We start from the raw sequence: 25,157 nt of genomic DNA on the forward strand, positions 1-25,157 counted from the left end.
TCTGTGTGTTCAAATTGCAGGAAGCGTCTTTGGGCCGAAGGTCCGGCGCACTCCAAGGTAAATTGATATGGATAACAGATCTGTCCTCATTGCTGGCGGCGCCGGTTTCCTGGGCTCGCATTTGTGCAAGCACTATCTTGACCGGGGTGCGCGCGTGATCTGCGTCGACAACCTGTCGAGCGGACGCATGCGGAACATCGAACACCTGCTGGACATCACGACGTTCCGCTTCGTTCTCCATGACATAACAGATCCTTTGGATCTCGGCGAAAGGATCGATTTCATTATCAACATGGCTGCGCCGGCCTCACCGCCCAGATACCAGGCGGACCCTATCGCGACTTTCGATACGATCGTGATCGGTTCGGAAAACCTGCTCAAGCTGGCCCGAAAAGCCGGGGCCCGGATCCTTCAGGCCTCCACCTCGGAGGTTTACGGCGACCCGGAGATCATTCCCCAGACCGAAGAGTATTGCGGCAAGGTCCAGACCATGGGTCCGCGCGCCTGCTATGATGAAAGCAAACGTGCCGCCGAAACGCTGTTTTACGATTTTCACCATTCTCTCGGGGTGGATATCCGCGTCGCGCGTATCTTCAACACCTACGGACCCAACATGGATCCGGAGGATGGGCGCGTCGTATCGAATTTCATCGTTCAGGCGCTGTCTGGCAGGGGGCTAACTGTCTATGGTGACGGGCACCAGACGCGATCGTTCTGCTATGTGGACGACATGATCACCGGTCTGACCGCGCTGATGCATTCGAAGGTAGATATCTTCGACCCGGTCAATCTTGGCAACCCGGGCGAGTTCTCCATCCTCGAACTGGCAAAGATCGTTCTCGAAGAAACACAAAGCAATTCGACCATCGAGTTTCGGGATCTGCCAAAGGACGATCCGGAATTCCGGCGCCCCGATATTTCCAAGGCCCAGCGGCTCTTGGACTGGTCGCCCGAAGTTCCTTTGCGTGAAGGGTTGCGCCAGACGATCATCTATTTTGCGGCTGAGCTGGGGCGCAACGCTCAGCCGACCGAGTAAAGGCCATGTCCGCTACTCCTCTCATCGTGCTTGGCGGGGCCGGGTTCATCGGCAGCCATTGCTGCAAGCATCTCGCGGCGCGGGGCTATCTGCCTGTATCAGTCGACAACCTCAGCACCGGCCATGCAGATGCGGTGAAATGGGGGCCGCTGGAACGCGTCGATGTTCGCGATGCGGCTGCGTTGAAGGGGGTCATTCGCAAATACGGCGCGCGCACGGTCCTGCATTTCGCGGCTTTCGCGGTGGTATCGGATTCGATACGCGCGCCCGACAGCTATTACGACAACAATGTCGGCGGCATGATCGGAGTTCTGGCGGCGATGAAGGCCGCCGACGCCGATCGGCTCGTGTTCTCCTCGAGTTGTGCCACCTACGGCATCCCACCCAAGGTGCCCATCGACGAGACCCTCACGCAGAATCCGATCAACCCCTATGGGTGGACCAAGCTGATCGGCGAACAGATGATTTACGACCAGGCTGCCGCCTACGGCCTGAACTTCACCATCCTGCGCTATTTCAACGCCGCCGGGGCCGACCCCGAGGGTGAATTGGCCGAGCGGCACGACCCCGAGACGCGCCTGATCCCGCTTGCGCTGATGGCGGCCTCCGGGATGGGTCCGCCGCTGCGGATCTTCGGCACCGATTTCGACACGCCCGATGGAACCGCTATACGCGACTATATCCACGTGACCGACCTGGCAGAGGCGCATTACCTGGCCCTGCGCCACCTCGAGACTGGCGGCGACAATCTGGTGCTGAACCTTGGAACTGCCCATGGCCTGTCGGTGCGCGAAATCTGCGGCGCCGTCGAACGCATCACCAGAGCTCTGGTCCCGCTGGTCGAGGCCCCGCGCCGGGCGGGCGATCCGCCGGTCCTGATCGCGGATGCCTCCGAAGCCCGGCGGCGGCTCGGCTTCCACCCGAGGCTCTCCGACATCGAAACCATCATACGCCACGCGGCACCGCATTACGGCCACAAGATCGGCACAACAGAAGATGACTGAAACCACGGGCCAAATACCAACGAGCGCCCCCCGCGCCGGAAGTTCTTCCCCCTTCCAGCGCCGCCTTCTGACTGGCCGCAAGAAGGCCAAGTACGACATCCTTGTCCTGTTGTGGGCATTGGCGACGCTCTGGTTCTGGCAATGGTGGCTTGACCCAAGCCACATCCCGCCAGACGGCATACGTTATCAGGTCGCGACACTCGCTTTTTTCTGGATGGTCTTCATGCAGGCGTTTTTCGTGCTGATCTTTCGCCGCGCGATCGTGCCTGCCGGCGACCCGCCCGCCCCGGGGTATGTCCGGGTTGCGATGATCACGACAAAGACACCGTCCGAGCCGTTTCCTCTGGTCCGTCAGACCTTGGAGGCGATGCTGGCGCAGACCTACCCGCATGACACATGGCTGGCCGACGAGGATCCGCAGCCCGAAACCATCGATTGGTGCGCGGCCCACGGGGTGCAGATATCCACGCGCAAGGGCCGGCCGGACTTTCACCGTAGCGAATGGCCGCGTCGAACCCGGTGCAAAGAAGGCAACCTTGCCTTCTTCTATGACCATTATGGCTATGACCGCTACGACTTCGTCTCGCAGCTCGACGCCGACCACGTGCCCCAGCCGACATATCTCGAAGAGATGATGCGCGGCTTTGCCGATCCCAGGGTCGGCTATGTCAGCGCCCCGTCGATCTGTGCCCGAAATGCTCCGCAGAGCTGGGCCGCGCGCGCGCGAATGGATACCGAGGCGGCTTTCCACGGCATATTCCAGGCAGGCTATGCGGCCGTGCTGGCGCCGATGTGCATCGGATCGCACTACGCCGTGCGTACCCGAGCGCTGCGCAAAGTGGGCGGGCTCGGCCCTGAACTGGCCGAGGACCATTCGACGACGATGCTGTTGAACTCGGGCGGCTGGCGCGGTGTGCACGCGCTGGAGGCAATTGCCATCGGCGACGGGCCGGCGCAAACCGGCGATCTGTGCACGCAGGAATTCCAGTGGTCGCGCAGCCTTTTGTCGATCCTGCTGCGCTACACCGCCCGTTACCTCAAGCCACTTCCTCCGCGGCTGAAGTTCCAGTTCGTCTTCTGCCAGCTGTGGTATCCGCTATTTGCGCTGTTCATGCTGGTGCTTTACCTGCTGCCCATCGCGGCTGTCCTGTTCGACATGCGTTATGCAGACGTGACATACCCCGCCTTCCTGGCCCACGCGATCTGGCCGGCGGTGTCGGTGACGCTGATGGCCTACGCACTGCGCTCCGACGGTTTTCTGCGCCCGCGCAACGCCAAGGTTCTGGGATGGGAGAAGGCTCTGTTCCTGGCTCTGCAATGGCCCTGGGTGCTGTGGGGGTGCGTGATGGCCGTGCGGGACAGGCTCACCGGCGATTTCGTCGATTTCCGCATCACCCCCAAGGGCGGCGCAGTCGAGGCCCGGCTGCCGTTGCGGGTTGTCATCCCCTATATCGCCCTGGCGCTTGGCTGCATCCTGCCGGTTCTGCTGGTCGACGACCTGCAAACGGCGATGGGATTCTACTTCCTGACGCTTCTGAATGGCACGATCTACACGATCATCGCCATCTTCATCGTCTTTTACCACCTTCGCGAAAACCGCATTCCCCTTTGGCAGGGCCTGCGTGCCGAACCTGTGCAGATGCTTTCGGCACCGCTGCTGGCCAGTCTCGCCATCGTGGCGCTGGTCTATCGCGGGCCGCAAAGCGTGCTGGCGCTCAGTATCGGTTTGGTCGACGCCGAAATCGTCCATTACGAGTACGTGGTGTCGGGCGCCGGAATGGGGGGCACTGACAACGTTAAATTCCAGTTCAACCCAAATGCCTGGAAAGTGCTTTTGGGTCTAGATGAGGAGAAATAAGATGACCTGGACAACGACGCGAGGACTGCTGGCGGCCGTGATGGCGGGCGCTCTTCTCTGGCCTTCCGGTGCCTTTGCGGCACCGCCGGGCGATCTGCCATTCGGTGTCTACGATCCCAACGGGGCCTTTGGCGATGACCCCAACGTTCAGATCGAACACCTGTTCTTGCCCTGGCAGGATGTCTACCTGCCCTCGTTGCTGGAGGCCGATGCCTATGCGGCCGAGCGCGGACGCTCGGTCCTGGTAACGATCGAGCCCTGGACCTGGACGCGCGATGAACGCAACCGGCCCGAGGTGCTGATCGCGGGTATCAACAGTGGCGCCTTCGACACGAACATGAGCACGATCTGCGAAATTCTTGGCGGATTCCAAAGTGCCGTCACCGTCCGCTGGGCCCATGAGATGGAGGACTACTCCGGACAGTTCATCTGGGCCGGTTGGCAGCCGGAAACCTATATCGCCGCCTACCGGCACATGGTCGATGTCTGCCGCTCCGTTGCGCCCGACATCGATTTCATGTGGTCGCCGCTTGGCTTGGAAACGGACAAGACGCTTTACCCGTTCGAGGACTACTTCCCCGGCGAGGACTATGTCGATGTCATCGGCCTGTCCGTCTTCGGGCTGCAGAAATGGGAACAGGACAAGCTTGGCGCGGACCGCAGCTTCCGGGAGATCCTTGATCCGCGATACGAGCGCGCCGTCAAATTCGGCCTGCCCATCGTGGTCGCCGAACTCGGCTTTTCCGGGGACGCGGATTACGTGAACAAGTGGCTTGAGGACGTCCGCCAAAGCCTGGAGGGCCTCAGCGAGCTTGTCGCCGTGGTCTATTTCAACCAGAAGGAAGTCTACCCATGGCCCGACGGCTATGGCCTTCCGGACTGGCGGTTCGGACAGAACATCGTCGAATGACCGACAGCTGCCCGGGGCATCGGCAGGAACATGCCGATGCCCCGGCATCCGCGTAGCAGCGCGGAAAATCAGCCGCAGACAAATACTTGAGTCCACGTGATCAGCGGCTTTGCCTGCTCTCTCCCCGGCGTTTGGCTGGGTAACACTCGCCTGGTGCCAGCAACGGCTCGGAAAGAACCTTCCGGCGTGCTATGAGAGCGCAGCGGCATGAGATGGAGCAGGCACCTCTCAGTCGTCGAAAATAAGGGGTCGGGCGATCAATCACATCGCCCCCTCCATTGAGATCGAGCAGAAAAAAAAGGGACTCCAACCAACAATGACATTCGGGACAGCTTTCCTCCCGTCGGGAGCCAATCGAATTGCGCTTGGCCTTGCTGCTTTGCTTGCGACATCGACCGTCGCCCAGGCCGCAACAAGCGACAACTTCGACACGGAAGACTTACCAGTCGTTTCCACACACTCGACCAATCTCGCTCTGAACCTGTTGGCCGCGCCAAGCGCCGGCACGCCGATGGTGACGAAAATCACGATGGGGTCGGGTAGCTGGGTCTGTTCTCCTGCGGGATTCGGACAACGCTCCAGGTGCCAGGAAAACTGACGCCGGTGCACACCGGACCGACCTTCTAATCGCCACATTTCAGCCTGCCCCGTGACGCGTTGTTGTGATCTCGTTGGCACACAAGCAAGCAGACAATGACGGTCTGCCAAATGAAACGAGGTTGACCATGTCTCGCACAGGTTCCTTCCCGCTCCGCCGCATCCGGCGTCTTGCCCTCACCGCCTCGGCAACGCTGTTGATTGCGGGCGCAGGGCATGCCTCTGACACCGCTGTTTCGCCCTCCGCCCAAACCGGCGTTGCGGTGACGCGTGCCGGGACTGCCAATCTCAACCTGCTTTCGGCGCCCAGAAGCGGGACGCCCAAAGTGCCCGTCGTTTCGATGGGGCGCGGCAGCTGGATCTGTTCCCCCGCAGGTTTTGGCCGACGCTCGCGCTGCTACCGGAACTGACGCGACCATGTTCCGCCAACTTCTCATCCTGACCGGGCTTCTCCTCATGGTCCAAACCGCAAGCGCACAGCAGGCCGGCGTCGGTGCCTGGGAGAACAAGAGCTATACGACCCTGCGCTGGATCGAGAAGACACCCGGTCTGGAGTGGTACTACAATTGGCGCGCCGACGAGATCTACCAGAACGGCTCTAAGCGCCGTCGGGTCGAATTCGTGCCCATGATCCACAGCGCCAGGAACGTGCGCGAACCGATCGAGTCACGCCTGGCTCCCAAGGCGCTGCTTGGCTTCAACGAACCCGACGGGCGTGGAGGCAAGCATCAGGCAGGGATGAGCGTGGACGAGGCAATTGCCCTCTGGCCTCACCTTGAAGCGCGTGGGTTGCGACTCGGCAGCCCGGCGACGACCCGCGGGGGCACCCTTGGCCGAAACTCGTGGCAGCGCCGTTTCATGAACGAGGTCGAAAGGCGCGGCCTGCGCGTGGACTTCATGGCGGTGCACTATTACTCGACCGATGGCGATGTGGATACGTTCCGCAACTGGTTGACCGCGGTTTACAAGGAATACCGGCGACCGATCTGGGTCACCGAATTCGCCGTCATCGACTGGTCGCGTCCAACGCGGACAAGCTACGACGCCAACGCGGCTTTTGCCTATGAGGCGATCCGGATGATGGAAAGCTTGCCCTTCGTCGAACGCCACGCATGGTTCGCGGCGAACCCCTATCCATGGCGGGGCACCGTGCCGGCGATCAACCTCGTCGACAACAACATGCGCCCAACGCCGCTGGGCGAGGCCTTCGCCGATATCCTTGCCGGCCGCGCCCCCGAAGAGATCGCAAGCCTTTCGTCTGACTGACCCCCGATCGGCCGCCCGTGTGAGAAGAGGCTCCGCGTTGGCGATGCCTCTCTTTCCGCCTCTGTCCCTGAACGTCCCGCGAACGGGCGCGTTCCATGTCATTCGCTTGAACGCCCCGGCTGGATCTCAGGGGTCGGGATTGCAGTCATGCGTCTTGATCGCGGCAATGGCGCGCTGGCCCAGATCCTCGGGGATGTATCGGCTCCACCCCATGTGAAAGCCCAGGCCCTCGGAATTGTTGTTGATGAAGCTGGCGACGAGCTCGCCGTCCGGCGCGAACAGCAAGAGCCGCCCGGCATTCTCTTCCTCAAGCATCATGTGGCCAGTGGGCAGTAAATCGAACAGACCCTCGGTTTCCGTCCTGACCGAGTATCTCTCCATCGCGGCGCGAAACGGGCTGGTCACCGTATCCGTCTCGAAGTCGTAGAACAGCACTTCCGAGACATTACGCACCCGACGCCCCCTGCCGGTATTTACGGCGTTGTTGTTGAAAACCGCTATAGTGTGATCGTCGACAATATCGACATCGTGCTGGTCGAGCCACGGGCCTTCCTTCATCCACACAATCTTGTCGGTCGAGGGGCGATAGAGAAGGATCGTCGAGTAACGGCGGACGCTGACGAAGACATCGCCCTTTTTCCAGTAGGGCCCGTCTTCGAGAACCGGTTGCGCATCGTTCAAATGCAGCGGGTTGTTGTAATGGAAACCGGCGCCGAAGATCCGGTGGAACAGGCCGTTTTCATAATAGGCCTTCACGATGGATTTCTCGAACAGCACCTCGCCGTCGGTCGTCATCTGCGTAATCATGTCTTCGACGAACCATTCCGTCACCCCCGGAATATCCGATTTCGCCGGGTCCGTGGCGATCCAGAAGCCGCCCTCTCCATCGGGCTCGGTCGAGTGGTGGTAATAGATATCGTCCTTCATCCAGACCTTTTCGCCACAGGCCGATATCCGGAATAGCGGCGCGTACTGGTCCTTGACGATCAGATCGCCGTTTTCAAGCAATAGCGGGTGGATCGCGCGCCAGGCTGCACGGCGCCATGCGGTGTAGTCCATCCAGATCCAGTCGCGTCGCGCATCCGCCAGCAGTTCATTGGCATCCGGCCACCAACGATGGACCACCGACAGGTCTGTCAGGTCGTATAGCTCAAGCACATGTCGACGTTTGTCACCGTCATGGCGGCTGATAAGGATATAGCCGGGAAGATCGCCAGGATAGCTTTCGCCTTCGACCTGCCAGCCACCGGTACCCGGGAAGCGATTGGGCGATTGCGACAGCATCCGCTCGTCTTCATGCAGCACCTCCTCCACTGTCCAGGGGGCCTTGGCGACCAGGACCGCCGACTCCCCGAGGCTACCGAAACGCGCCTTGCCTTTTGTGGTGTCATAGACGATTGCCCCGAATGTGATGGCCCCGATGCCCGCGACCACCAGCAAAAGACCGACGACCCAAAGCTCGATCTTACGGAAGGCAAACCGTTCCAATCGCATTTCTTAAATGCTCCTCCCGACAACGGACTCCAGCCGCGCCGCCGTCACTTAATTGCTAACACCTTGGTTAAGGCTGTCAACATAGGCGGATTGGCGTGCGTGACGGCCGATCTTTCCGGCGAAAAAGCGACAAGGCCAAGACCATCGGGATGGAAACGAAAACCATCCAAACGCCACGCGACGTCAACGCCAGTACGTCCCCCCGATGAACATGGACGATAGCATCGGCGGCAAGAATCAGTGCGTCTTCGGCCAGTCTACGGCGCTCGTCACGATTTCTCGGATTTCGCTCCCTGTTCATCCTTGGTGGAGGAGTGCCGTGCACGTTTGATCATGCGCTTGATTGGGAACCACAGGAATCCCGCGATCAAGAGGATGATCCCGACGGCAAGTGCAACGGCGACCGCGATCGCACCCAGACCGGCCCCCGGCCCGATATATGCCAAGGCAGGCTGCGGCAGGAACACCGCCAGGAAAGTTGCAACCGGGATCGACAGGCGAAGGATATGAGACATGTTTCGTGCTCCATTCACCATGGATTTGCCGGAGTCCGGATCCTATCCGCCGGCTCCGGTCAGGATTTATGTTAAACAGCGGGGCAACTGGCGTCCACCTCCCTCGGTCAGGGTGCAGGATGACCTCCCCCGGGCTTGCTGGTCTTTTCAGTGCCCTCTGGCTTGAAGCGGGGAAGTGGACCGGGTCGCATCCGCACACGAGGAAACACGATCGGAGCGCCGAAGCTTATCGGCGTTTGGGAGGGTCCCGATTTCGATCCCGAGCGGGCAGTCTTCCTTTAAGCGCGGGTCATCCAGATAACGAAGCCACGCTGGACGGCCTACGAAGCCGTCCGCCTCGGAATTGAGATGCACTACGAGGTGCTGATGATCACAACGGGACGCGCCTATTCCTCGCCGATCTCATACGGGCCCGTAGGCTGATAGCGCCTGTGGAAAGGCCTCCTTGGTGGCGCAACAACATGCGCCGCCAGGATTACGTCTCCTTAATCTGCCAAGCTGGCGCCATGCTCATTGCGGGGTTGCTTGCCCCACAAGCGAATTAACCTGAACTGGCTTCTGGACTATATCCTCGGGCATGTGTGGCTTGTTCGCCACTGTCGGTCCTCCATTGCCTGAACATTGCAATGGACCACTTCAGACAGGTCGCCACATTCCTTGCCGAAACGCTCGCAGCCCGGCCTGAGCTATCAACTTGATGTGCAAGACAATCTTTTCCCTTCTGACGGGAAGCGGCATTTGCAAAGGCGTCGTTCGGGACGACCGGCAGTTCCTGCTGTTCCCCCTCCGGAAACGGGACATCATTCGGCCACAGATTTCCAGCATTTGAACATTATTCAGCCACAGTTTGTTGAGAATTTTCACAATTAGCACAGCCGCATTGGGCGTATTGAATTCCATCGTCGCGAACGAAAGACTGGCCGATGTCCGAGTATAAAAATGAGCAGCGAGAGGCGCCCAGACCGGAAGCGGCGGGGGACATGCTGGAGGCAGGTGTCCTGCTCGCTGGCGGGCAGTACCGCATCGAGAAATTCCTGAATTCCGGCGGGTTCGGAATGACCTATCTGGCACGCAACAGCCTCGACCGCATCGTCGTCATCAAGGAGTGTTTCCCGAGCTTCCTGTGCCATCGCAAGCACGGCCGCGTTGAGGTTCGATCGACGGGCCATCTTGGCGAGTACCGCGGACTGGTGGACCTGTTCCGGGCCGAGGCGCGGGCTCTGGCGCGGCTCCAGCATCCGAATATCGTCGGCGTGCACGAGGTCTTCGACGACAACAACACCGCCTACATGGCCCTGGACTTCGTGGAGGGGAAGGATCTGCACGAAATCGTCGAGACCGAACCGGAGCGGCTTGGCCCGGTGCTGCTTCGTGAGTTGCTGACGAATGTCCTCGGTGCGGTCTCCTATATCCACGAGCAGGGCGTGCTTCATCGCGACATCTCGCCGGACAATATCCTGATCGACCGGCATAACACGCCCGTGCTGATCGACTTCGGTTCCGCGCGCGACAGCGGACGAAAGAGCAACCTTTCCACCCGGCTGCAATCGGTCAAGGATGGTTACTCGCCGCACGAGTTCTATGCCCGCGACCTTGAGCATTCCGCATCGAGCGATCTCTATGCGCTCGGAGCAACGTTCTATTTTGCGATCACGGGAGAGGCGCCGGCGCCCAGCCAATACCGGCTTGCGCAAATGATTGAACGCAGGGTGGACCCCTATGTGCCCCTGAAGGGAAAACATGACCGCTACGACGCGCGCCTGCTCGAGACGATAGACCAGTCACTGTCAGTCGTGGCCGCTCAGCGGATCCAGTCCGCGCGAAGCTGGTTGCTGGTCATCGACGACCAGAGCCGACAGCTCGCGGCGCTTGAAAAGGCGCGTCTCGATTCCCGGATTGAGGCGTTGGTGCGGGAACTCGTTATCGAGACCAACAGGGCCCTCGAATGCCAGGCGGCCGAGGACGCCTGCCTGAAGCAAAAGGCCGAAGAGCAGAAACAGGAAATCGAGGCGAAAAAACACAAGAATCCGGGCAACCGCATCAGAGCGGAGTGGGACGTTCCGGACGCGGTCGAGACGCTGGCGGCATCAATCCCGCAGGACGACATCGAACCGGCGCTAACCGATGACCTTTTCAATCTGTTGGAGCATAAATTCCTGGAAGTGAGGGCGGTCCGGAAATTGCCCGCCACGCAGGTTCGCCCAGGTCGCGGCAACCCGGAGCAGGAACCGGGATTGGAGGCGGAAAATGGATATGCCCGCCCCATCACAGCGTCCCTCCCCGTGGTCGTCAGGTCGTCAAAACGCGTGGCCCAAGCGCCGCAAACCGATGAACCCGAAATGTCCCGGGGCCAGAAGCGACGGCCTCGGCGAGGGTTCTCGATCAACTGGAACCTTCCGCCGCTCTACGTGAGCCACGCGGTGCAACTGGCCGGAGACTTTGACCGATGAGATTCCTGAACGAACTGATACGGAAGACGAAGGCCGCCCATGTCGATGCAGGACACCCCGATGCAACCGACGACAATGATCTGATCTTTGTCGGGGATGCCGGGAGAGAGCGCTCGGAACCGGAGCTGCCGCATCTGCGGCGGCCCTCGAACTTCGACCGTTTCGCGGCCAACCGCCAAACGGAGGCCGAGGACGTTTTCGCGGAAAGCGAAGTGGCGTGCGCCCCTTCAGACGAAGATCCGCTGTCCCGTCCTGTATCTCCCCTTTCCGTGTCCCATCACGAGGGTCATGAAGTGACGAAAGAAGAATTCACGGCCCGGCAGGAAAATGAGGATGTGATCTTTGCACGCCAGGCTTTCCAGCATGAAATGCATGACAGCGACACCTCGGCAGAGGCGGACGATCCGGAGGATGACGGCGAACCGATCGCAATGGAAACGGGCAGGCACGATCGGATTCTGGCCGACGAGATTTCGCAAGAGAATGTCCCGCTGGAGCCAGACTTCGAGGAGATCACCTTCGAAGAGGATACACTCGAGCCACAGGAATTCGCCGAGGCGGCAGCGATACCCGCCGAAGACGACGCGGAAGATCCGGCAGTCACCGCCTCTCGGTCGCCCCTGCGGCTCGAGAGGGGAACGGAACGCTCCGAAACGGGACTCCCGGACGGGACCGCCACGGTTACGACCCCGGTGGAAGCGCCCTCGGCGAACCGGGCGGACGCGGTCGCGAAAGTCAACATCTGGGACATTGAGGGATCGGAGCAGGAAGAAGATAGTTTCGGCGACGGTTTTTCGGAGACATCCGCCTTCGCCGAACCCGATGTCACGCCAATCGTGCCGGAGGCACCGACCCAACAGCGGCGGAGCGGGCGCGTCCGGACACGCCTGCTGGGTTTCCAACGGCCGGACGAACTCAGCGCCGATCCCTTCGCGCGCTCGGCCAAGACTGTCCCGGCCAATGCCGAGCCGACCTTTCCTGTCGGCTGGATGGTCGTGGAGAAGGGCCCCGGTCGTGGCGCCTTCTTCCCGCTTTTCAATGGCGTGTCGAAAATCGGCCGGGGCGAGGACCAGGCCGTTCGCCTTGATTTCGGCGACATGAGCGTGTCGCGCGACAGCCATGCCGTGGTTGCCTATGACGACGAGCAGCGCGCCTTTTTTGTGGGTCACAGTGGAAAGACCAACCCCGTGCGCCTGAACGGGATGCCCGTTCTGAGCACGGAACCCTTCACGAACGGCGACAGTCTCCGCATCGGCGAAACGACCCTGCGCTTCGTTGCGCTCTGCGGGCCCGGTTTCGATTGGGACGAGGAAAACGAACTCGGTGAACGCAATGTTGCGGCAAGGTGATCTCCACCTTGATTCCGCATCGGCCCTGAGCCTTGGCAAGCGGGATTGCCAGGAGGATGCGGTCATTGCCGACTTTCCGGTCGGCGGACGCGTGGGCCTCGCCGTGCTGTCGGACGGGATGGGCGGCCACGCCGCGGGCGATGTCGCGAGCAAGATCGTGATCACGGAGGTCTTCAGCGAACTCAAACTGCGCTCGGGCGACGTCTCGGTGGCAGATGCCGCCATTTGCGAGCTGCTTCGGGCAGCCGCCAACGGGGCAAATGATTGCCTGCGCGCCTATACCGAGCAATATCCCGACACCGCCGGCATGGGCGCGACGCTTGTTGCCGCCTGCGTACAGCGCAACCGCATGCATTGGATCTCCATCGGCGATTCCGTGCTGTTCCTGTTCCGGGACGAGAAGCTGCAGCAACTGAACGAAGACCATTCCTTTGGCTCAAAGATCGACGAAATGGTCCGAACCGGTCAGATCCCCCAGGAACTGGCCGAGGATTATCCGGACAGGAATTGCCTGACATCTGTGGTGTCCGGCGCTGAAATCGCTCGCGTGGACTGTCCGGAGGCCGGACTGGACCTGCGAGACGGCGATATCGTCGTTCTGGCCAGCGATGGATTGCAGTTCCTCGAGGGGCAGCACATCAGGGCCATCCTTCAGCAGTCGCGCGAAAAGACCAGCGGAGAGATCGCGGCGCGGTTCCTGGAGGAGATCGAGCATCTCGGCGACCCGGATCAGGACAACGTATCGATCGTCGTGCTGAAAGTGCGCGACCCGAAGGCAACGTGTCGAGACCTGTCGAGCGTGCAGACCCAATCCCTGCGCTGCAAGAAACAGACGGTCGATGCCGTGGCGGCGCTGCGGAGGCCGGGTCCTCCGGCCAAGGAGGTCCAGCCCGAACCGCCCAAGAACTGGGTCGAACTGGTCGGGGGGCATGTCAGATGACCGAGGCATCGCCGACCGAACGGATCGCCGGGAGGCTAAGGGACGTCATCGACACGCAAGGCGTCCCTTCGGCCATTTGCAACCAGGCCAGACGATACCTCGAAAGGCTGGAGGCCCCGCTGCGCATCGCCTTCATGGGGCCGGCGAATTCAGGTCAGCCGAGGCTGATCAATGCCATGCTCGGGGCCGATCTGATCCCGGAAAGCGGGTCTCGACCGGTTCAGGAACTGGTCTTTGGCGCAGAAAGCCGGGTGACGCTCACACGGGCTGACGGATCGGTTCATGACCAGGTCGGCACGCCTGCCCCCGGAGAGCTGGACACGGCCGTGTTCGTGCAGCGCCAATGCGATGCGCCGGTTCTTCGGCAGTTCACCGTTCTCGACCTCATGCTCAATGGCACGCCGACCGAGATGCGCGCCGCGGTCCGCTGGGCCGCAAGCAAGGCCGATATGGCCGTCTGGTGCTCGCGGAGTTTTTCCAAGGCGGAGCAGCAGTTCTGGCTCGGCGTGCCGGAGCGCCTCATGGACCATGCCTTCCTGGTGCTCTCCCAGGACACCACCGGAAGTGGCGCGGAACAATTGAAACGGACACTTGGCGGGGAATTCCTCGATGTCCTTTCGGTGCCCATTACCAAAATCTTGGCAAGCGCAGACGATTCGGAATTGCGTGCCTCGGCTCTGGGCCCATTGATGGCCGCACTTGAGCGTCACGCTTCGGACGGTCGCCGGGCGGATGCCGAAACGGCACTTATGTTTCTGAAAAAGCACGAGGTCCGGCACCCGGCGGTCAGTGTTTCGAAGCCGGCGGATTCATCCTCGTCTCACAGCGCCAAGATCGTTTCTTTCGAAAATGGACCGAGTTTGAACGGAGGACCGGGCGGGGAGCAGCCGGATTGTACCCCGCGAGATCGCACGGCGATCCGCGGCGCCTGTGCCTATATCCGCGAACAGGCCGGTGAATTACTCGACTCGCTCCAGACGGAAGGAGCGGAAGCCGATTTCACCGCCCGTTGCAGCGATATGATCCGCCAACTGATGGTCTTGCTCGATAGCGAAGGCGATGCGACGGACCCGGAAATACAGGCGCTTTCCGACGTGCTGATCGAGGCCGAAGAGCTGGTGCTTCTGCTGGAATTGGAGCAAGACGGCACGCCTGAGATCGACGCAGCATGCGTCCTTATTCAACTGCGGACCGAGTTCGAAACGCTGCTGGCGGCTTGAGAAAGCACAAGGGCGAACCGAGTCCCGGCGTTCCGGCAGAAACGTCGGAAGGCGCCCGACGCCATGAAGACCAGAGGGTCAACGCAAGCGCACCTTGAACGCTTCAGCGCCGTCAATTGGCCCGCAGTCCCGTCAATCCATCCATAGCCGGACAGCGCGCCTGCCAGTCCGCGCTGAGCGCCGCGACGGCTTCTTCCGGCGCAGCGAAGGCCAGCTGGACATCGCCATGCCGCGAGAAAAACAGGCTGTCGGAGCCAGTGGCCGCCGCCGATGTCACGAACAGGAAGTCGCTCGCGGGGCCGTCGACAAGCCTTTGCTCGTGCCCCAGAAATTCCGCCTTCATTTCGTCAAGGAAGCCTTGGATCTTTTCGAATTCGGTGGGGTTGCCGCCACTCTCCACGATGTCTCCCTGCCTGCGGCACCAGGCCGAGATTTTTTGGCGGTTATGTTCCAGGAACTGCGCAACCTCCCGTGGCTTGTCACGTTCCGTCACCGGGTAGAGCACCTCGCCGCAGGATCTCGCCAGGAAGTCGGCCGTAACCCCGCCGGAGAATGCATGCATGTCTCGCGGTGGCCTTTCGATGCGGAACGCCACTTCGGCATGGCCTTCAAAGAACTGGCGCAAATGCGCGCAGAACTGCGCCAGCCCCTCGGTGTCCTGCACGTCCAGCGCTGCAAGCTCCCCATTCGCCATGCCGAACTCGACAACCGCGCGATTGGCGACAAAACAGGAAAGTTCGGGCCGTCCGGGCACTGTCAGCACAAGCCGGCGCGCCAGCACGATGTCATCGACCTTGCGGAGAAACAGGACAAAGAGATCCGCACCCTGCAGGGCCGTCAGGCGGCCGGCGGCCGTGGCACGACCCGCCGCGGAAAGCCGCGTTAGCTTGTTTCGGAGCATCCGACCCTTGTCCAATACCTTCTCCCTTCAGAAAGCAGGTGCTTTTGTCTCAACCTCCGAGACAATGGCAGGCCCGCGTTGTCGTCTCGCGTGCATATCCAAGCGCAACCCCGGGCTCGAATGTCACGACCAGCGCGGTCTCTCCCGCGGGACCGACGCGGTGCGCGACGATTGTTCGGAGCGGCGTGGTGAGGCAGAACTCGGAACGGTCTCCAAAACGCTCTCCGAAGAACAGCGAGGATGCGCGGCACAACGCGTCCAGCGTCTCCTGCGGTTGGTCGATGTGAGAACTGACGCAAAGAACGGTGCTGGCCCGCAGGTCGATCAGAATCGCGAAGTCGATGTCGATATGCGCCCGTCGCAGCGATGCAAGATGGTCCTGATCACTCATTGACTCAAGATCGATGGCTGCGTGCGAGTTCATTTCGTTTCAGGTCTTTCGGAGTTGCTGCCCGGCCGGCCACGAAACAGGCAACCGACCGGATCAATATGACTAAGGATTGCGGTACGCCCGGAACATCAGATGAACCTCTCCTGCATGACGGATCCGGGCAATCTCTCCGTCGCGGACCTCTGCGAGTCCCTGTTTGCTTTCACCCGCTTGGGCACGACTGTCGGATGCGCCCCGAATTGCAGTTTCGGCTCATCAACCGGCTCCACTACCACGGTCGCCCCGGCTTCACGGCTTTTGCGAAGCTCGGCGATCGGAGACTCCTCGGTCTCGCCCCCGGTCGTGATTTCGAAGACCATTTCGAGCAATGTCTGGAGGAACTGTTCCGCGCCGCTTTCCTCCCAGGCGTCACGGTCATCGCCGGCCTGCGCCGCCGCGAGCAGGGATATCGGAAAGATCCCGCGGAACTGACCGTCCGTCTCGGCACGCACGCGGGCAAGCACCCGCTGCCGATCTTGTTCCGTCAGCAGCTTGTCGAAGCGTGTCAGAAGCAGCAGCCCGTTCGCGGTGAGCGTTTCCGGCAGACTGCTCCAGGTCGCCGCCTCGCTCTGGCGCCAGGCTTGCGTGGCGTGACTGCACCAGATCACCGCGTCGGCAAATTCGATCGTGCGTTGCCAGCTTTCCTGCGAAAGGTTCGGATCCGATATCCCCGGCATGTCGATCACGTCCATCAGCTGCAGAACTTCCGCCTGCGACCGGATCAACACATAGGCCGTGTCCTCGACCGTCACATCGGGCAGATCCTGTTCGGACAAGGGCATCGGAGTCCCGGAGACATCCACCCGGATCGGGTCGCCGTCGCCATATGTGTACCAGATCGGCGGCATCTGGGTTGCCGTGACCCGCACAGGCGACCTTTCCTCTTCGAGAATAAGGTTCGCCAAGGTGCTTTTGCCGGCGCTGAATTCCCCCATCAGGGCAATCACCGGTTTCTGCGATTGGCGTGTCATCGGCAGGTCTCCATTTCTGCTGGCGCAACGTGTTTCGAGAGCGTCTTCTTGGCGTGCTTGAGGGCCTCTGCCTTCAACTGCCGTTCCTCGCCGAAGCCGAACTCGGCAATGTCCTTCTCGCCGACGTCGGAGCGGGTCGAAAGCTCCACAAGGACGTTGTGCTGAACCGAGAGGAACTCGCGCAGGATCTTTTCCGCCGCGTCGCGATTGGCGTCGCCGTAATCCTCCTTGAGACCGTCGAGAATCGAACGCGTCTCCTCGTGGATCATGTTGGAGAAATCCTTCGCGATGGCCTTGTAGCCGCGACGGCGTTTCCACCAGCGGGACCACCAACCGCCACCCAGATCGAGGGCGATCGTCTTTCCGAGGATAACCGGCGGTGGAAATTCCGGTATCGCGGGCGGTTCGAGCGAAAACGTGGAATCCTCCAAATCGAAGGCCCTGGCATACAATTCCCGGACTTCCGCCGTGGCGTTCTCGAAGACATCATTGATCGTGCTGCGCGCGCGGCTCGCATAGACCTGAAAAGCGGAACGGAAGAGAACGCGCAGGCCCGTCGGGTCGTAGTGCCACGCCGTCATCTCGACGTTCTTTTCCAGGTGCGCTGTCAGGGCAGCGGTGGCTCGCTTGGTGAAGCCGTCATGCGCATGCTCAAGCCGGTGATAGAAATCGCCTGTAAGGGCCTCGAACTTTTCGGTCAGCTCGGCAATGGCGCGGCTCTCGATCCGTTCAAGCTCTCCGGGCAGTGACTTGGGATTGAGAGGAATGACGTTGGATTCGATCCTCGGGCGCGCGGTCGGAACGAGCGAAGCTTCCAGGCTGCTTGCCAGGTTGATGGCGGAGCGGGCAACGCCGTCGGCAACCTCGCGACCGATGCTCCTGTGCAACCTGTCGGAGAGAACCTCCAGAAGCCGCGGCACGCCGGACAACTCCCAGATCATCCTGTCCGTGGCGGATCCTTCGTCACCTTCGGGCCAGGCAATATCCTGTGTCTCGGCCCAAAGAAGCATCGCCGCGGAACTGGCGGCATCCATCTGGTCGAGGGTGCCACACAGGGCATGGGTGGCCCAGTAGGCACTCCCGAAGACGATCTCGGCATCCTCGGGGCCGCGATGCTCGCGGATCGTCTCGCGGATGCTTGCCCGGATTTCCTCGACCTGACGCGCCGGATCGGTGAGTTCGTCGATACGGTTCACGAAGATCACGACGTTCCGGGACTGGATATTCGCGATCAACCGCACGAGCGCCAGATCGACCGAGGACATGGCCTGATGCGCCGACAGGACGACAACGCAGGTGCGGCTGCCGCGGATCGCCTGAATGGTGATCTGCTCGCGCATCATGAAGGTATCGTTCACCCCGGGCGTGTCCCGGATGCACAGGTTCATCGGGAATTCCGGCCGATACACGTAAAGATCGGCGGATTTCGTGATGTCGGCGAAGCGTCCCTGCGAGGGCGACAGATCATAGGAAGTTTCGAAATCGTCGCCGAGGCAGACATAGCGCTCGATAAGCTCCTCGTCGAAGGAGTTGTACTTGTGCTCCTGCCCCATCATCAGCTCAAACTTGCGGCCGAGCCGGCGTTTCGATTTCTCGCGCATGCTTTCCAGTTGCCGGGCAACGCGCTCCAGATCGTCATCGGCGCCGGCACGACCGGCCAGTTCGCCGAACCGCCCGCCGCGGCTCATCAGCCGATCCCACTCGTCCTCTCCGAAGAAGCGGAACACGGCCTTGCCGCAATAAGGTGTCTGCTCTTTCTGCAGGTGGATGGAGGTGACAACCGACGTCCAGGGGTTCACATCCGCCGGAAGCAGATGGGGCATCCCGATCATGGCGTTCACAAGCGTCGTCTTGCCCGACTTCACCTGGCCGATCATCGTCACGCTCGGCTCCACCTGGCGCAGCCGGCTCTTCATCTTGCGGGCGGCCACGGCCACGGAGCGTTCGCCATGACTGGCGATGACATCGATCGAGCTGTCAATCTCGTCCAGGTTCTGCGACATCTGTCCGAACACTTTGCCACTATCGCGCAACATGCCGATATTGGCCGCCTTCGGGATCTGCCGGTCGGTTTCCGTTTCCGTGGAAACACCGTCTGCCACCTCGAACTTATTTTCGATTTTCATGCGGATTCTTCCCAGTTTCGCGTGGAATCAGATCGAAAGAAGACACGAACGCAGCGCGAAAACGCAGTTGCACCCGGTGACACAACAAGAACTCATTTTCGATTTATTTGCGGAGAAATGGGGAGAAAGTAAGGCATTCTTCTGGCGATCCTGGTCTGCCCCACCGAGAGGTCCGTGCAAGCCACACTTAAATGCGCGGCCTCGGGGTGGTGATGTCAGGTAAATCTGCCTGGCAGGACGCATTTGGCCGATTGGCGCCCCTGATCGTCGCGACCTGGCCCGTTATACGCCGCCGGATTTGTTTCGCGCCCCGAAGCGCTATGTCTTTCAAGGGAACTCGGAGGATAGAGAATGCAAAGAGCGCTCGTCATTGGCGCATCGGGCGGAATCGGCGCCGCCGTGGCAGCCAGGCTTGCGGGTCGCGGCGTGGAGACAACAGGGCTTTCGCGCAGCCGGGAGGGGTTGGACGTGACAGATATGGCCTCAGTGGACCGCGTGCTCGGTGCGCAAGAGGGGCCCTTCGATCTGATTTTCGTCGCAACCGGTATTCTGGCGCCGCGCGGCAAGAGCCCGGAGAAGTCGCTCGATCAGATTGATCCGGCGCAGATGGCGCAGGTGCTTGCCATCAACGCCATCGGGCCGGCGAACATTCTTCGCCATGCGCCCCGGCTATTGCCGCGACAGGGTCGCTCTGTGGTGGCCGTGCTCACCGCCCGCGTTGGCTCGATCGGCGACAATCATTTGGGTGGCTGGTATTCCTACCGCGCGTCCAAGGCCGCCGCTAACCAGATCCTGCGCACCGCAGCCATCGAGATCGGGCGCAGACACCGGGATACGGCGGTCATCGCGTTGCATCCCGGCACGGTCGCCACGCCCTTTACCGAGAGCTACCCGGGCCACCGGAAGGTTTCCCCTGAGGACGCCGCGGAGAACCTCCTGCATGTGATCGACGGCGTGGGACCGGAACATTCGGGCCGTTTCTTCGATTGGGCCGGCGAAGAGGTGCCGTGGTGAGGCTCGTTCTCCTTCTTGGAGACCAACTGACCCCGACCATCGCGGCGCTTCGGAAGGCCGACAAGGCGCGTGACATTGTCGTCATGGCCGAGGTTACCGCCGAGGCGGAATACGTGCCCCACCACCCCAAGAAGATCGCGCTTATTCTCGCTTCAATGCGCAAATTCGCGGCACGCCTGAGCGCTGACGGTTGGCAGGTAGCCTATTCCGCGCTCGACGATCCGGAGAACACAGGGTCGATCCCGGGTGAACTTCTGCGCCGGGCCTCCGAGACTGGCGCGACCTACGTCCTTGCCACCCGGCCGGGCGAATGGCGTCTGATCGAGGCGCTGGAAGCGGTCCCTCTCGATCTCGAGATACTGCAGGACGACCGCTTTCTTGCCAGCCATGCCGATTTCGACAATTGGGCCGAAGGGCGCAAGCAGTTGCGGATGGAGTATTTCTATCGCGAGATGCGCCGCCGGACCGGCCTCCTGATGGAGGATGACAAGCCTGCCGGCGGCAAGTGGAATTTCGACCACGAGAACCGCAAACCCGCCCGGGACGACCTGTTTCTGCCGCAACCACTGCGCTTCGAGCCCGACGCCACGGTTGCGGAAGTTCTGGAGTTGGTTGAAGACCGGTTCGGCGCCAATTTCGGCAAACTCCGCCCCTTTGGCCTCGCGACGGACGCCGCGCAGGCCGAGGCCGTTCTCGCGCATTTCATCGACACGGCGCTTCCCGCCTTCGGCGACTACCAGGATGCGATGCTGGCGGGGCGCCCGTTCCTCTACCATTCCCTGATCTCGGCCTATCTGAATATCGGGCTGCTCGACCCGTTGGATGTCTGCCGCCGCGCGGAGGCCGCATGGAAAGCCGGGCGCGCGCCGCTCAATGCGGCCGAGGGTTTCATCCGGCAGATTATTGGCTGGCGCGAATACGTTCGCGGGATCTACTTCCGCGAAGGCCCGGGCTACATGGACAGCAACGCACTCGGCCATGACCGCGATCTTCCTGCGCTCTACTGGGGGGCCGAGACCGGCATGGCCTGCCTTGGCGAGGCTGTGTCCCAGACCCGCGAAGAGGCCTACGCACACCATATCCAGCGCCTGATGGTCACCGGGAATTTCGGGCTGCTCGCCGGGATCGACCCGGGCCAGCTACATGAATGGTACCTCGCTGTCTACGTTGACGCCTTTGAATGGGTGGAGGCACCCAACACGCTCGGCATGAGCCAATTTGCCGACGGCGGGCTCCTTGCCTCGAAGCCGTATATTTCCTCTGGAAACTATATCGACCGGATGTCGGATTACTGCGGCAGTTGCCGCTACTCGGTGAAGACCAAGCTCGGAGACGGCGCCTGCCCGTTCAACCTGCTTTACTGGCACTTCCTCGCCCGCCATCGCGACCGTTTCTCGGCAAACCCAAGGATGGGGCAGATGTACCGGGTATGGGATCGAATGGACGGGCAACGCCAGGAGACGATCCTTCAGGAGGCCGAGGCATTCCTTGAAAAGATGGAGACGGGAGCGCGGGTCTGACCCCGCCTCTCGATGAGAACTGGCCGAGACACCGCGTTTAGCAGAGCCGCCACCGTTTGATCGCACCGGACAAGACAAAATCGCTGTGCTGACAATGAGGCCTGTTTCGATTCCTGCATGCGGAAAGATTGTGCTGATCGACCCTCCACCCCCGCCGCGAGATGCCGTTCGGCGCGCCGACGATGGACACCCCCAACAGCGGTCCCTACCATCCATCGGTCGCCCCGCGGTCGCAGTTTCATGGATGCCTTGCGGCCACGGCCCGACATTGGCGAGCAGGTTCAAAAACAATGGATATACAGATGCCAGAAGAGAAAATCACGGCGGCCAAGAGCATCGTCGAACGCTATCTCGAACTTTCGATGGTTCCCGACCCGGAAGGTGCGGCGGCGTTCGTCGCCGAAGACTTCGCCCTCATATTCACAGGCGGGCGCAGGTTCGCCTCGCCGGCAGAGAGCGCCGCCTTCAACGCAAAGCGCTACAAATGGGTGAAAAAGCGGTTCCTGCGGACGGACGCCGCGCTCGACGCCGAAACCGGCGAAGTCCGGGTTTACAATACCGGTTACCTCTACGGAGAGTGGCCCGACGGCACCCCCTTCGAGACCAACTGCTATATCGACATCTTCACCCTTCGGGACGGCAAGATCGTGGAGACGCAGGTCTGGAACGACTCGGCCGAAATCCTGCTCGCCGGTCACGGCCTGGCCGAGGCGCCACTGTGAAACTGCCCGGACATGGCCGATTTGACTATGTGCCGATCACCGCGCGCCAGCCCTTCTGCTGGCCGGACGGCAAACGGCTTGCGGTCTATTTCGGCGTCAATCTCGAACATTTCGCCTTTGGAGAAGGGCTCGGCGCCGAACTGGCGCCGGGTGGGCCGCAACCGGACGTGCTCAACTATGCGTGGCGCGATTACGGGAACCGTGTCGGGGCCTGGCGTCTTTTGGCGCAACTGGAGGCGCTCGAACTTCCCGCGACCGTCCTCGCCAACAGCGCGATGTGCGACTACGCACCGGAACTCATGGCCGCCTTTCAGGCCCGTGGCGACGAGGTGGCCGGACATGGGAGAACCAATTCGGAGCGCCAGAGCGAGCTTTGCGAAGACGATGAAAGGCGCCTGATCGCCGAGGTTACCGAGACCATCCGAACCGCTACGGGCACGGCGCCGGAGGGCTGGCTGAGCCCGTGGATTGCAGAGAGCGCCACAACACCGGACCTGCTGGCCGAAGCGGGTTATGCCTACTCGCTCAACTGGTGCATGGACGACCAGCCCGTCTGGATGCGGGTTCGGTCGGGTCGCCTTCTGTCGATCCCCTATCCGCAGGAAGCCAACGACATTCCCGCGATCATCGCCCGCAAGGCCGGCGCCGGAGCCTTCGCCGACATGATCATCGACAATTTCGACGAGATGCTCGCACAATCCGCGGAACAGTCCCTCGTGATGGGAGTGGCGCTGCACCCCTATATCGTCGGCCAACCCTACAGGCTCCGTCAGCTGCGCCGCGCGCTCGAGCATATCGCGCGCCACCGGGACGAGATCTGGATCACCCGCGCGCGGGACATCAGCCGCCTGTGCCACACAACGCTCTCAGACCAGATCGCCTGACCGGGAACCGAAGCCCGTAGGCGGGAAAGCGCAGCACTCGGTTTCCGCTTTCGCTTCAGCCCTCCCAAAACAATCTGCACCTACATTGGATCTCGGTGAGTCGCAGCCTTCCCGTTGGTTGGCGCCGTTTTCAAGAGGATCATAGATAGGATGAATAGTAGAATTTCATCCAGAGTTGGCGAAATATTATTGATATCCGCGCCTGATCAGGACATATACATAGGATGTTTAATCACCGCGATCCTCTCTTCGCCCCAAGCCAAATCGTGCTGGCGGAGACTGGGTTGCACACATCCCGCACCCGCATATCCGCCATCAGATCGCTGGACCGCTTTGCTGCACCCAACTCAATGGCCGGAAACACAGGGAGAAAGGCTGCCAGATGACCAAGCGAGCCCCGATTGTCCTGCACGATACGGATACCATTGCCATTCTGCCCGACGGCGCGAAGGCAGGCGACGATCCGCTGGGAATAGGCAAGCCCCTGAGCGCGCCAATCCGGGCCGGGCACAAGATTGCCCGCCAGGACCACTCTGCCGGCGATTTCATCCTGAAATTCGGCCAGATCATCGGCAAGGCGACCGAAGACATCGCCGCCGGCACCCATGTGCACTCCCACAACTTTGCCTTCTCCTCCTACGGTCAGGACTACCAGATCGGATGCGACCTGGACCTGGCAAAGGCGGCCATCCCCGCGTTGGAGGCGCGCAGCTTCCTCGGCTACCGCCGTGCCAACGGGCAGGTCGGCACCCGCAACTACATCGCGCTCTGCGCCACTGTGAATTGCTCCGCCTCCGTCATCCGGATGGCCGCGCAGGAACTGGCGGCCTCCGGGGCGCTGGACGCCTATGAGAACGTGGATGGCGTGGTGGCCTTCGCCCACGGCAGCGGCTGCGGGATGAACAACAAGGGCACCGGGTTTGACCTTCTTGAACGTGTCCTCTGGGGCCACGCCACGCACCCCAATGTCGGTGCGGCGATCTTTGTAGGCCTCGGCTGCGAGGTGATGCAGATCGCTCATATGAAGCATGTCTATGACGAACATCAGGCCGACCGCTTCCACGGCCTGACCATTCAGGAGACGGGCGGCACGCGGGCGACCATCGACGCCATCAAGGCCAAGGTGCAGGAGCTGTTGCCGGAGGTGAACAAGGCCCAGCGTGAGCCCTGCCCGGCTTCCGAGCTGAAAATCGCCCTGCAATGCGGGGGCTCGGACGGGTTTTCCGGTATCACGGCCAACCCGGCGCTCGGTGTCACCTCGGACCTGCTGGTCGGCCTCGGTGCCACCGCGATCCTCTCGGAGACGCCGGAGATTTACGGTGCGGAGCAGTTGCTGCTGCGCCGCGCGGCCAGCCCGGAGGTGGCGCAGAAGCTGCTCGACCGGATCCACTGGTGGGAGAATTACGTCGAGCTCCACAAGGGCAGCCTCGACAACAACCCCAGCCCCGGCAACAAGGCGGGCGGACTGACCACCATCCTCGAAAAATCCCTCGGCGCGGTTGCGAAGGCCGGCGCGACACCGCTCACCGCTGTCTACGGCTTTGCCGAACAGGTGACGGCGCCCGGCTTCGTCTTCATGGACACGCCCGGCTACGACCCCGTCTGCGGAACCGGCCAGATCGCCGGCGGGGCGCATATGATCGTCTTCACCACGGGACGCGGCTCGGCCTACGGCTCCAAGCCCGCGCCGACGATCAAGGTTGCAACCAACGATGCGCTGTTTGCCGCGATGCCCGACGACATGGATATCAATTGCGGCGATGTCCTCTCTCAGGGCGTGTCCCTTGCCGACAAGGGCGCGGAGATTCTGGAGATGATCCTTGCCGTCGCCTCGGGCGAGAAATCCAAATCCGAAGCCCTCGGGCTCGGCGACAATGAACTCGTTCCCTGGCAAGTCGGCGCGGTGATGTAAGCCGCCGCCGCCAAAAGGAACCGAAAGACAGGATGAAG

21 protein-coding genes are annotated in these 25,157 nt (G+C 61.6%); 15 read left to right on the forward strand and 6 right to left on the reverse strand.

All coding sequences use genetic code 11. The annotated features are described in order from the left end of the window. The first annotated feature begins 67 nt into the window (after positions 1 to 67). The 5 genes from BLR85_RS11610 to BLR85_RS11640 all read left to right on the forward strand — a co-directional run bounded on the left by BLR85_RS11610 (position 68) and on the right by BLR85_RS11640 (position 6,671). Complete coding sequence (locus tag BLR85_RS11610) at positions 68 to 1,036, forward strand: UDP-glucuronic acid decarboxylase family protein (protein WP_093155755.1); 969 nt, start codon at positions 68 to 70, stop codon at positions 1,034 to 1,036. Positions 1,037 to 1,041: 5 nt separating this feature from the next. Further along, positions 1,042 to 2,040 carry a UDP-glucose 4-epimerase GalE gene (gene galE, locus BLR85_RS11615; RefSeq protein WP_093155759.1) on the forward strand — a complete coding sequence of 333 codons (999 nt, stop codon included), beginning with the start codon at positions 1,042 to 1,044 and terminating at the stop codon, positions 2,038 to 2,040. After that, entirely contained in the window at positions 2,033 to 3,898 is a 1,866-nt protein-coding gene (locus BLR85_RS11620) for a glycosyltransferase family 2 protein (RefSeq protein WP_093155762.1), read from the forward strand. Before galE ends, BLR85_RS11620 begins: the two co-directional genes overlap by 8 nt. A 40-nt stretch (positions 3,899 to 3,938) precedes the next feature. Further along, positions 3,939 to 4,808 carry a glycoside hydrolase family 26 protein gene (locus BLR85_RS11625; protein ID WP_093155932.1) on the forward strand — a complete coding sequence of 290 codons (870 nt, stop codon included), beginning with the start codon at positions 3,939 to 3,941 and terminating at the stop codon, positions 4,806 to 4,808. 1,014 nt (positions 4,809 to 5,822) lie between these two features. Next, on the forward strand, positions 5,823 to 6,671 hold the full coding sequence (locus BLR85_RS11640; RefSeq protein WP_093155770.1) for a glycosyl hydrolase: 849 nt from the start codon (positions 5,823 to 5,825) through the stop codon (positions 6,669 to 6,671). Positions 6,672 to 6,797: 126 nt separating this feature from the next. Here BLR85_RS11640 and BLR85_RS11645 read toward each other — a convergent pair whose 3' ends face one another. Together BLR85_RS11645 and BLR85_RS11650 are read right to left on the reverse strand one after the other, a co-directional pair. Further along, on the reverse strand, positions 6,798 to 8,165 hold the full coding sequence (locus BLR85_RS11645; RefSeq protein WP_093155773.1) for an arylsulfotransferase family protein: 1,368 nt from the start codon (positions 8,163 to 8,165) through the stop codon (positions 6,798 to 6,800). A gap of 269 nt (positions 8,166 to 8,434) precedes the next feature. Then, a complete protein-coding gene (locus BLR85_RS11650; RefSeq protein ID WP_244520702.1) occupies positions 8,435 to 8,680 on the reverse strand; it encodes a hypothetical protein in 246 nt (81 codons plus the stop codon). Positions 8,681 to 8,971: 291 nt separating this feature from the next. Here BLR85_RS11650 and BLR85_RS30470 point away from each other — a divergent pair, with 291 nt between their 5' ends. The 5 genes from BLR85_RS30470 (at position 8,972) to BLR85_RS11670 (ending at position 14,639) form a co-directional block, all read left to right on the forward strand. Continuing rightward, positions 8,972 to 9,103, forward strand: a complete 132-nt coding sequence (locus BLR85_RS30470) for a DUF3604 domain-containing protein (protein ID WP_212635082.1) — start codon at positions 8,972 to 8,974, stop codon at positions 9,101 to 9,103. Positions 9,104 to 9,603: 500 nt separating this feature from the next. After that, complete coding sequence (locus BLR85_RS11655) at positions 9,604 to 11,130, forward strand: serine/threonine protein kinase (RefSeq protein ID WP_093155776.1); 1,527 nt, start codon at positions 9,604 to 9,606, stop codon at positions 11,128 to 11,130. Next, on the forward strand, positions 11,127 to 12,479 hold the full coding sequence (locus BLR85_RS11660) for an FHA domain-containing protein (RefSeq protein WP_093155779.1): 1,353 nt from the start codon (positions 11,127 to 11,129) through the stop codon (positions 12,477 to 12,479). The genes BLR85_RS11655 and BLR85_RS11660 overlap by 4 nt, the downstream gene beginning before the upstream one ends. After that, on the forward strand, positions 12,463 to 13,419 hold the full coding sequence (locus tag BLR85_RS11665) for a PP2C family protein-serine/threonine phosphatase (protein ID WP_093155783.1): 957 nt from the start codon (positions 12,463 to 12,465) through the stop codon (positions 13,417 to 13,419). Before BLR85_RS11660 ends, BLR85_RS11665 begins: the two co-directional genes overlap by 17 nt. Further along, positions 13,416 to 14,639 (forward strand): hypothetical protein, encoded by a 1,224-nt coding sequence (locus BLR85_RS11670; protein ID WP_093155786.1) that lies wholly within the window; start codon positions 13,416 to 13,418, stop codon positions 14,637 to 14,639. Before BLR85_RS11665 ends, BLR85_RS11670 begins: the two co-directional genes overlap by 4 nt. Positions 14,640 to 14,751: 112 nt before the next feature. Here BLR85_RS11670 and BLR85_RS11675 read toward each other — a convergent pair whose 3' ends face one another. From BLR85_RS11675 to BLR85_RS11690, 4 genes are all read right to left on the reverse strand, one after another. Continuing rightward, positions 14,752 to 15,540: a hypothetical protein gene (locus BLR85_RS11675; protein ID WP_139188374.1), complete on the reverse strand. Its 789-nt coding sequence runs from the start codon at positions 15,538 to 15,540 to the stop codon at positions 14,752 to 14,754. A gap of 49 nt (positions 15,541 to 15,589) precedes the next feature. Beyond that, a complete protein-coding gene (locus tag BLR85_RS11680; protein ID WP_139188375.1) occupies positions 15,590 to 15,931 on the reverse strand; it encodes a hypothetical protein in 342 nt (113 codons plus the stop codon). A 128-nt stretch (positions 15,932 to 16,059) separates the two neighbouring features. Continuing rightward, positions 16,060 to 16,941 carry a P-loop NTPase family protein gene (locus BLR85_RS11685; RefSeq protein ID WP_093155795.1) on the reverse strand — a complete coding sequence of 294 codons (882 nt, stop codon included), beginning with the start codon at positions 16,939 to 16,941 and terminating at the stop codon, positions 16,060 to 16,062. Beyond that, positions 16,938 to 19,067: a dynamin family protein gene (locus BLR85_RS11690; protein ID WP_093155798.1), complete on the reverse strand. Its 2,130-nt coding sequence runs from the start codon at positions 19,065 to 19,067 to the stop codon at positions 16,938 to 16,940. Before BLR85_RS11690 ends, BLR85_RS11685 begins: the two co-directional genes overlap by 4 nt. A 351-nt stretch (positions 19,068 to 19,418) precedes the next feature. Here BLR85_RS11690 and BLR85_RS11695 point away from each other — a divergent pair, with 351 nt between their 5' ends. The 5 genes from BLR85_RS11695 to BLR85_RS11715 all read left to right on the forward strand — a co-directional run bounded on the left by BLR85_RS11695 (position 19,419) and on the right by BLR85_RS11715 (position 25,119). Beyond that, a complete protein-coding gene (locus BLR85_RS11695) occupies positions 19,419 to 20,081 on the forward strand; it encodes an SDR family NAD(P)-dependent oxidoreductase (protein ID WP_093155801.1) in 663 nt (220 codons plus the stop codon). Further along, positions 20,075 to 21,601: a cryptochrome/photolyase family protein gene (locus BLR85_RS11700; protein ID WP_093155804.1), complete on the forward strand. Its 1,527-nt coding sequence runs from the start codon at positions 20,075 to 20,077 to the stop codon at positions 21,599 to 21,601. The genes BLR85_RS11695 and BLR85_RS11700 overlap by 7 nt, the downstream gene beginning before the upstream one ends. Positions 21,602 to 21,903: 302 nt before the next feature. Continuing rightward, the gene (locus tag BLR85_RS29525; protein WP_212635075.1) at positions 21,904 to 22,323 is read left to right on the forward strand and encodes a nuclear transport factor 2 family protein; all 420 of its coding nucleotides are present in this window, start codon (positions 21,904 to 21,906) and stop codon (positions 22,321 to 22,323) included. Next, positions 22,320 to 23,207, forward strand: a complete 888-nt coding sequence (locus BLR85_RS11710; RefSeq protein WP_212635076.1) for a polysaccharide deacetylase family protein — start codon at positions 22,320 to 22,322, stop codon at positions 23,205 to 23,207. The genes BLR85_RS29525 and BLR85_RS11710 overlap by 4 nt, the downstream gene beginning before the upstream one ends. 382 nt (positions 23,208 to 23,589) lie before the next feature. Next, positions 23,590 to 25,119: a UxaA family hydrolase gene (locus BLR85_RS11715; protein WP_093155810.1), complete on the forward strand. Its 1,530-nt coding sequence runs from the start codon at positions 23,590 to 23,592 to the stop codon at positions 25,117 to 25,119. Positions 25,120 to 25,157: the final 38 nt, after the last annotated feature.

It is taken from the genome of Aliiruegeria lutimaris (assembly GCF_900099935.1).
In the GTDB taxonomy this organism is placed as follows: domain Bacteria; phylum Pseudomonadota; class Alphaproteobacteria; order Rhodobacterales; family Rhodobacteraceae; genus Tropicimonas; species Tropicimonas lutimaris.